Genomic DNA, 8051 nt, shown 5'->3' with positions numbered 1-8051 from the left:
TTGTGAACACCACATGCCGACCACCAAGGATGAAATCTCCATGAAAGCTGTCTTGAAGTTCTTCCTCGCGCTGTGTGCGCTGGCCGGGGCCGGCGCCGCGTCGGCCGAGGCCACCTTCTACGAGCACGACAACTTCGGCGGGCGCAGCTTCGCCGCCCGCGACCCGTTGAACGATTTCACCCGCATTGGCTTCAACGACCGCGTCTCGTCGGTCGTGGTGCGCGGCGAGCCGTGGGAGGTCTGCGAGCACGTCGAATACGGCGGCCAGTGCTTCATCCTGCGCCCCGGCAGCTATGCGTCGCTCGGCGCGATGCGCATGAACGACAAGCTGTCGTCGGCCCGCCCGGTCGATCGCGACCGCCGCCATGACGAAGGCCGCTACGCGCCGCCGCCGATGGACGGGCAGATCACCTTCTTCGAACGCGAGGGCTTCCAGGGCCGCGCGTTCAGCACCGAGCGCGACGTCGTCAACTTCGACCGCTTCGGCTTCAACGACCGCGCGTCGTCGGTCATCGTGCTCGGTGAGCGCTGGGAGGCCTGCGAACACGCCGACTTCAGCGGCCGCTGCGTGATCCTGCGCCCCGGGCGCTACCCCGACCTGCGCTCGATGGGCCTGAACGACCGGCTGTCGTCGGTGCGCGCGCTGCACCCCGCGGCCCGCTATGACGAAGGCCGCTACGCGCCGCCGCCGGCCCCGGTCTACGACTGGCGCCGCCGCCCGCAGGAGCGCATCTTCGAAGCCCCGGTGACGGCGGTGCACGCGGTCTATGCCGCGCCGACGCAGCGCTGCTGGGTCGAGCGCGAGCAGGTCGTGAAGAACGAGCGCGGCGACCCGAACGTCGGCGGCGCGGTGATCGGCGGGATCGTCGGCGGCATCCTCGGCCACCAGGTCGGCAGCGGCTCGGGCCGCGACATCGCGACCGTCGGCGGCGCGGTGGCCGGTGCGGTGATCGGCGCCAACGTCGGCCGCGACGGCCGCAGCGTCGCGACGCAGGACGTGCAGCGCTGCGCCGCGGTGCCGGCGCAAGGCCGTCCGGAATACTGGGACGTGGCCTACCAGTTCCGCGGTGTAGAGCACCACGTGCAGATGACCGCGCCGCCGGGCCGCACCGTGGTCGTCAACGACAACGGCGAGCCGCGCCTGTGAGCGTTCGCACGTAATGGCTGCTTACACGATGGACGCGCCGTGCGCGCGCCCATCGTCTTGCGGCATGCGATCCATCGCGCACCGCGGGTGACGATGCAGGAATCGTCAGATCTTCCGCGGCAGCGCGGGTCGTGACAAAGGCACGCTTTCTGCGTCATGGAACGGAAACGGTTCCGTGTAACAGGAAGAGAGCGCCATGCAGCCCGACGATTTCACCCACCCGCGCACCGCGTCGCGTGCCGCGCTTCTTGCGGCGATGTTCGCTTCCGCGCTGGCCGTGGCCGCCTGCGGTGGCGGCCACGACGACGCGCCGGCCGGCAGCCCGCCGAGTTCGTCGGCGCCTTCTCCGGCGCCTGCGCCGAGCCCCGCCCCAGCACCTGCGCCGAGTCCTTCGCCTGCGCCTGCCCCTGCGCCGAGTCCTTCGCCCGCACCGGCGCCCGCGCCGAGCCCGGCACCCAGCCCCGCACCGGCTCCATCACCGGCCCCGGCACCAGCGCCTTCGCCCGCACCGGCGCCCGCCCCGGCACCGGGCCCGGTCCCCGACACCGGCGCGACGCCCGACCTCGGCCCGAACGTGCTGGTGTTCGATCCGTCGACGCCGCAGGCCACGCTGCAGGCCAAGGTCGATGCGGTCTTCGCGACGCAGCAGACCAACCAGTTCGGCACCGAGCGCTATGCCCTCGCGTTCAAGCCGGGCACCTACAAGGTCAACGTCAACGTCGGCTTCTACACGCAGGTGCTCGGCCTCGGCGCGTCGCCGGACGACGTGACGATCAACGGCCGCACGCAGGTCGACGCCGCGTGGTTCAACGGCAATGCGACGCAGAACTTCTGGCGCGGCGCCGAGAACCTGTCGGTCGCACCGCAGAACGGCGAATCGCTGCTGTGGGCGGTCGCGCAGGCCGCGCCGTTCCGCCGCATGCACGTCAAGGGCAGCATGACGCTCGACCCGGGCGGCGGCTGGTCCAGCGGCGGCTTCATCGCCGACAGCAAGATCGACGGCAACACCGGCTCGGGCAGCCAGCAGCAATGGATGTCGCGCAACGCGCAGTTCGGCAGCTGGAGCGGCGGCGTGTGGAACATGGTGTTCGTCGGCAGCGACAACGCGCCGGCCGGCGACGCCTGGCCGAACCCGCCGCACACCACGGTGGCGCAGACGCCGTCGGTGCGCGAGAAGCCGTTCCTGACGGTCGGCAGCGACGGCCGCTACGCCGTCGTCGTGCCGGCGGTGCGCAGCAACAGCCACGGCGTCAGCTGGCTCAACAACAACGCGCCGGCGAGCCAGACCGTCCCGATCGCCGACTTCTACGTCGCGAAGCCGGCCGACAGCACCGCCACGCTGAACGCCGCGCTGGCCGGCGGCAAGCACCTGCTGTTCACGCCGGGCGTGTATCACCTGAAGGAAACGCTGAAGGTCACGAAGGCCAACACCGTGGTGCTGGGCCTCGGTCTCGCGACGCTGATCCCGGACGGCGGCGTCACCGCGATGCAGGTGGCCGACGTCGACGGCGTGAAGATCGCCGGGCTGCTGTTCGATGCCGGCACCGCGAACTCGCCGTCGCTGCTGGAGGTGGGCACCGCGAACGGCACGGCCGACCACGCGGCCAACCCGAGCTCGCTGCACGACCTGTTCTTCCGCGTCGGCGGGGCCGGGCCGGGCAAGGCCGACACCAGCCTGGTGATCCACAGCCGCCAGGTGCTGGGCGACCACTTCTGGATCTGGCGCGCCGACCATGGCGACGGCGTGGGCTGGACCGTCAACACGACGCGCAACGGCCTGGTCGTCAACGGTGCGGACGTGACGCTCTACGGCTTGTTCGTCGAGCACTTCCACGAGTACCAGACGGTGTGGAACGGCAACGGCGGCAAGCTGTTCTTCTACCAGAGCGAGATTCCGTACGACGTGCCGAACCAGGCCGCGTGGATGAACGGCGGCGCCAACGGCTATGCGTCGTACAAGCTCGGCAGCCAGGTCACCAGCCACCAGGCGACCGGCCTCGGCATCTACTGCTTCTTCCAGACCAACCCGCAGGTCAAGCTGGGCAGCGCGATCGAATCGCCGACCGCCGCCGGCGTGAAGTTCACCCGCATGGCGACCGTCTCGCTGGGCGGCAAGGGCGAGATCACGCACGTGATCAACAACCGCGGCGACACGGTGAAGGACGGGGCGAACAACGCGTACCTGGCGCAGTAGCGCGCGGCGGTCGCGTTCAACCGCGGCGCCGCGTTCGTGGCGCCGCGCCGTGGAAGCAGAAGTCCACCAGCGGCCCGATCAGCGCCGACGCATCGACCTTGCGCCCGCGCCGCGCCTCGCCCGGCGCGCGCGCCGCCTGCGCCGCCATCCCCAGCGGGTGCAGCAGCGATTCGGTGATGCTGCCGAACACGCAGGCCGCCGCGACGCGGGGATCGGCCACGCGCAGTTCGCCGCTCGCCTGGCCTTCGTCGAGCAGCTTCTGGAACAGCGCGATGAACTCGGCGTGGAACTGCAACCGCAGCTGCTCGACCTCGGCATCGGTCGGCTCCAGCACCAGCGCATACGACAGCCGCCCGCCGTTCAGCGCGCGCTGCGCGAAGCTGCCGATGGCGGCCGCGAGCCGCTCGCGCGCGCTGCCCGGCTGCGCGGCGATGGCGGTCGTGATCGCCAGCTCGTTGCCGGCCTGCACGCGGTACAGCTCCAGCAGCAGCTGCGTCTTCGACGGGAAATGCAGGTACAGCGATCCCGTCGACAAGCCGGCCAGCGCGGCCACCGCCGACATCTGCACGTCGCGCCAGCCCCCCTGCGACAGCAGCGTCAGCCCGGCCTCGATGAAGCGGTCGCGCGCCTCGGCACGCTTGCTCTCGACATAGGGGGTGCGCTGGTACGCCATGCGGGTTGATCAACCGGGTCGGGTCGCCTAAGCTATGAATCCGGATTCATGACATGAACCCGGGTTCGATATTCAACCGGCGCCGCGCTGCTGTCAATGAGTCCCGTCCCACCCCCCGCGTCGGTTTCGACGTCGGTCTCGATGCTGAGCCTGTGCGCCGACGACGGCACGCTGCCCGCCAGCGAGCATTTCCAGGTCGTGTTCGGCATGCAGGGCCGCCTGGAGCTGGTGCTGAAAGGCCGCCGCCATGCGGTGCAGGCCGGCCGCGTACTGGTGGTTCCGCCCGGCGAGCCGCGCCGCTGCACGATGCGCGCCGACGCCGCCTGCCTGGTGCTGCGCTCCGGCGAGGCGGCGCACCGCGCGGCGCTGGCGCCGTTGGCCGGGCAGCTGCGTTCGTTGCATGCGTCGACCGCGCACCTGATGCGCTACCTCGCGAGCCGCCGGCATACCGACGACGCGGCGTCGCAGGCGGCGACCATCGAGCTGCTGGTCGCAAGCCTGGCCGCGAGCACGCCGCTCGGCGGGCCGCGGCTGCGCCGCAGCATCGACTGGGAGGCGCTCGACCGCTGGATCGACGAGCGCCTCGACGAGCCGGTGGCGGTGGCCGACCTCGCCGCGCAGGTCCACCTGAGCGCGCCGCAGTTCGCGTTGCGTTGCCGCGCCGAGCTCGGTGTCAGCCCGATGGCGCTGGTGCGGCGGCGCCGGCTCGCGGCCGCCCGCCGCTGCCTCGATGCCGGCATGCCGGTCTACCAGGCCGCGCTGCAATGCGGCTACCAGTCGCCGTCCGCGCTGACCGCGGCGCTGCGCCGCGAGCCGCTGCCGGCCTGAGCCCGAGAGTCGTCGGGCACGCTCGAAATACGCTCGGCCTCTTACGCGAACATTTGCAACATCGCTGCGCGACGAAGCAACGTCGCCGCGCGACGAGTCCGCGAGCGGTCGCCTCCTACGCTGTGCGACATGTCCCGACCGGGGCATGTCAACCGCCTTGAGGACCCTCGATGAACACCTTGCTGAAGCAACTGATGACCACCGTCGCCGCTGCCGTCGCCGCCTGCACCGCGCTGCCCGGCCAGGCCGCGATCCCGAACGAACAATTCTTTCCGGTGCTGGTGTTCCGCACCGGCGCCTATGCGCCGAACGGCGTGCCGTGGGCGAACGGTTTCGTCGACTACCTGAACCTCGTCAACGAGCGCGACGGCGGCATCGGCGGCGTGAAGATCACCTACGAAGAATGCGAGACCGGCTACTCCACCGACCGCGGCGTCGAATGCTACGAGCGCCTGAAGGGCAAGGGCCCGACCGGCGCGACCAGCTTCAACCCGCTGTCCACCGGCATCACCTTTGCGCTCGGCGACAAGGTGGCCGCCGACAGGATCCCGCTGATCACGATGGGCTATGGCCGTTCGGAGTCGACCGACGGCAGCGTGTTCAAGTGGAACTTCCCGCTGCTCGGCACCTACTGGGACGCGGCCGACATGCTGGTGCAGCACGTGGCCGAGCGGGAGGGCGGCATGCCGAAGCTGCGCGGTCGCAAGATCGCGCTGCTGTACCACGACTCGCCGTACGGCAAGGAGCCGATTCCGGTGCTGCAGGCGCTGTCGCACCGGTTCGGCTTCGAGTTCGTCGCGATCCCGGTGGCCCACCCCGGCATCGAGCAGAAGGCGGCCTGGCTGCAGATCCGACAGACCCGTCCCGACCACGTGTTCATCTGGGGCTGGGGCGTGATGAACTCGACCGCGATCAACGAGGCCATCGCGGTGAACTACCCGCGCGACCGCATGTACGGCGTCTGGTGGGCGGGTGCCGAACCCGACGTGCTGCCGTCGCAGGCGGCCGCGGCCGGCTACCACGCGCTGACGCTGCAGCACAGCGCCGACCAGCGCCGCGTGCACGACGACATCCGCCGCTACGTGTACGGCCGCGGCAGGGGCGCCGGCGACCCGTCGGCGATCGGCCAGGTGCTGTACAACCGCGGGCTGTTGAATGCGCTGCTGGTGGTCGAGGCGGTGCGCACGGCGCAGGGCCGCTACGGCCGCCAGCCGCTGACCGGCGAGCAGGTGCGCTGGGGCGCCGAGAACCTCGCGATCGACGGCGCGCGCATCGGCACGCTCGGCATCGACGGCATGCTGCAGCCGCTGCACACCTCGTGCGCCGACCACGAAGGCGCACACCGGGCCCGCATCCACAGCTGGGACGGCACGGCCTGGCGCTACACCTCCGACTGGTACGAGTCGGACCGCACGCTGCTCGGCCCGATGATGGCCGTGGCCGCGAAGAAGTACGCCGCCGACAAGGGCCTGCCGGTGCGCGACTGCAGCAAGGAGGGCTGAGCGATGAAGGCATCATCAAGGTTCATCCTCGCGATGCTGGCGTGCGGGCCACTGCTCGCGGCAGCGCATGACGCCGACGGGCTGCAGGTCGCGTTCGGCGACTACAGCGTCAGCCGGCGCGAGGTGATCGCGACCGGCCAGCCCGAGCGCGAATCGATCGTCGTCGTCGAGAGCCTGGCGCGCACGCGTGTCGACGGCGGCACCGGGCCGTTCCACGTCGCGAGCGGCCGCTGCATCGGCCTGCGCGGTGCCGGCGTCGTGAGCCGCCGCACCTGCGTGCTGGTCGATCCGGCCGGCGACCGCTTCGTGTTCGAGACGCAGGCCGACGAGGCCGAGCTCGACGGCTACGGCCTGCGGCGCAGCCGGCTGGTCGGTGGCAGCGGCAAATACGCCGGACTGGTCGGCGAGGTGCTGGCGTACCCGGTGTCGGTCCGGGCCGGCGCGCGCAGCAGCGGCCGGCTGGAGATCCGCTACCGCCGTGCCGCGGCGGGAGCTACGTCATGAACGCGCCGGGCCGCCCCAAGGGCGAATACCGGAGTGCGCAGCACGAAGGTACTCCAATGAGCGCGCCGCCCATCGACCGCACGCTGCTGGCCGGCGTGCTCGCCGGGTCGCCGCTGCCGGCCGGCTACCGCTTCGAGCTGCTGCGGCGCGACGACATCGGCGCACTGGTCGCGCACCTCGACCGCTGGTACCCGGACGTCGGCGTCGGTGCCGCGAGCGGCTTCCTGCGCCGCGGCTTCTACGACCGCGAGGTGCTGCTGGCCGACGGGCCCGATGCGCCCGACCGCAACGCCATCGTCGTCATCGTGAGGTGCGGCGAGCGCATCGCCGGCATGATCGCGTGCGAGCGCGAGCCCGAGGCGCTCGCGCTGTACGGCCGGCTGGCGGTCGTGGCACCCGAGCACCGTGGCGCGGGACTGGGCCTGCATGCCATTGCCGCGATCGAGCGCATCGGCCGCGCGCTCGGCATGGGCTTGGTCTACGGCATGGCGACGCTGAAGATCCCGCACACGCAGCGGGCCTTCGAGCGGCTCGGCTGGCGGCTGATCGGCATCGTGCCCGGCTACGACCGCGAGTTCGTCGGCAGCGGTGCGGTGCGTCGCATCTACGAGGCGGTGTACGCGAAGGTGCTGGCGGCGTGCCATGAGCTGCAGCACCCCGATCGGCAGCACATGACGCCGCGCACGCTGCAGCTGTTCGAGCTGCTGTTCGCCACCACGGACAACGAGGTCGACCGCGTGGCCGAGCCGCTCGGATGAGTCGCCGACGACCACGGGGCGCCCGCGTCAGGTTCGGTGTTTGCCGTACAGGTCGAACGCCAGTCCGTTCCTGTCCTCATAGCGGCCCGGGGACAGCTGCTGGAGATCGTGACCGGCCTCGCCGGAGAAAGGAGACCGCTCGGTCACCGTGAAGGCCTCTTCGCTGCAGATCATCCGCGGATGAGTCACATGCGACGTCGCTGGGTCGAGGTGCGCCACCTGGCTCACCCAGTCCGTCAGGCGGGCCTGGTCTTCCGGAATGCCCACCAGCAAGGCCGCTTCCATGGCGTTGCCGGCGGGTGGCGCCATCGCGATGTGCGCCTCGGAGGGCGACAAGGCCTCGAGCCAGGCGCGCAGTTCGCGCTTGACTTGCTTGTCGCCCAGGGTCTTGGCCGGGTAGTGGAAGGCGCCGCAATGCCCCGAGGTCACAATGGACGCCTCGAGA

At 71.0% G+C, this 8051-nt stretch carries 8 protein-coding genes; 6 read left to right on the top strand and 2 right to left on the bottom strand.

Going from position 1 to position 8051, the window contains the following annotated elements:
• Positions 1-40 precede the first annotated feature (40 nt).
• Together FHT26_RS30375 and FHT26_RS30370 are read left to right on the top strand one after the other, a co-directional pair.
• Positions 41-1147 (top strand): beta/gamma crystallin-related protein, encoded by a 1107-nt coding sequence (locus tag FHT26_RS30375; RefSeq protein WP_168561223.1) that lies wholly within the window; start codon positions 41-43, stop codon positions 1145-1147.
• A gap of 196 nt (positions 1148-1343) precedes the next feature.
• Positions 1344-3341 carry a pectate lyase-like domain-containing protein gene (locus FHT26_RS30370; RefSeq protein WP_210427442.1) on the top strand — a complete coding sequence of 666 codons (1998 nt, stop codon included), beginning with the start codon at positions 1344-1346 and terminating at the stop codon, positions 3339-3341.
• A 16-nt stretch (positions 3342-3357) separates the two neighbouring features.
• On the opposite strand, the gene FHT26_RS16565 is transcribed toward FHT26_RS30370, so the two are convergent.
• The gene (locus FHT26_RS16565) at positions 3358-4014 is read right to left on the bottom strand and encodes a TetR/AcrR family transcriptional regulator (protein WP_168561222.1); all 657 of its coding nucleotides are present in this window, start codon (positions 4012-4014) and stop codon (positions 3358-3360) included.
• A gap of 141 nt (positions 4015-4155) precedes the next feature.
• Between FHT26_RS16565 and FHT26_RS16560 the strand changes: the two genes are divergently transcribed.
• The 4 genes from FHT26_RS16560 to FHT26_RS16545 all read left to right on the top strand — a co-directional run bounded on the left by FHT26_RS16560 (position 4156) and on the right by FHT26_RS16545 (position 7606).
• Positions 4156-4842, top strand: coding sequence for an AraC family transcriptional regulator (locus tag FHT26_RS16560; protein WP_168561221.1), 687 nt, complete (start codon positions 4156-4158; stop codon positions 4840-4842).
• A gap of 170 nt (positions 4843-5012) precedes the next feature.
• A complete protein-coding gene (locus FHT26_RS16555; protein WP_168561220.1) occupies positions 5013-6344 on the top strand; it encodes an ABC transporter substrate-binding protein in 1332 nt (443 codons plus the stop codon).
• Between the two features lie 3 nt (positions 6345-6347).
• Positions 6348-6848: a hypothetical protein gene (locus FHT26_RS16550; protein WP_168561219.1), complete on the top strand. Its 501-nt coding sequence runs from the start codon at positions 6348-6350 to the stop codon at positions 6846-6848.
• Between the two features lie 56 nt (positions 6849-6904).
• A complete protein-coding gene (locus tag FHT26_RS16545) occupies positions 6905-7606 on the top strand; it encodes a GNAT family N-acetyltransferase (RefSeq protein WP_168561218.1) in 702 nt (233 codons plus the stop codon).
• 27 nt (positions 7607-7633) lie between these two features.
• Here the strand turns inward: FHT26_RS16545 and FHT26_RS16540 are convergent, their stop codons facing one another.
• Positions 7634-8035, bottom strand: a complete 402-nt coding sequence (locus FHT26_RS16540) for a hypothetical protein (RefSeq protein ID WP_168561217.1) — start codon at positions 8033-8035, stop codon at positions 7634-7636.
• Between the last annotated feature and the right edge of the window lie 16 nt (positions 8036-8051).

Source organism: Rhizobacter sp. SG703 (assembly GCF_012275445.1).
Classification (GTDB): Bacteria; Pseudomonadota; Gammaproteobacteria; order Burkholderiales; family Burkholderiaceae_C; genus Rhizobacter.
The sequence above is the reverse complement of the archived record's forward strand: the minus strand, read 5'-3'. Positions and strand labels throughout refer to the sequence as shown.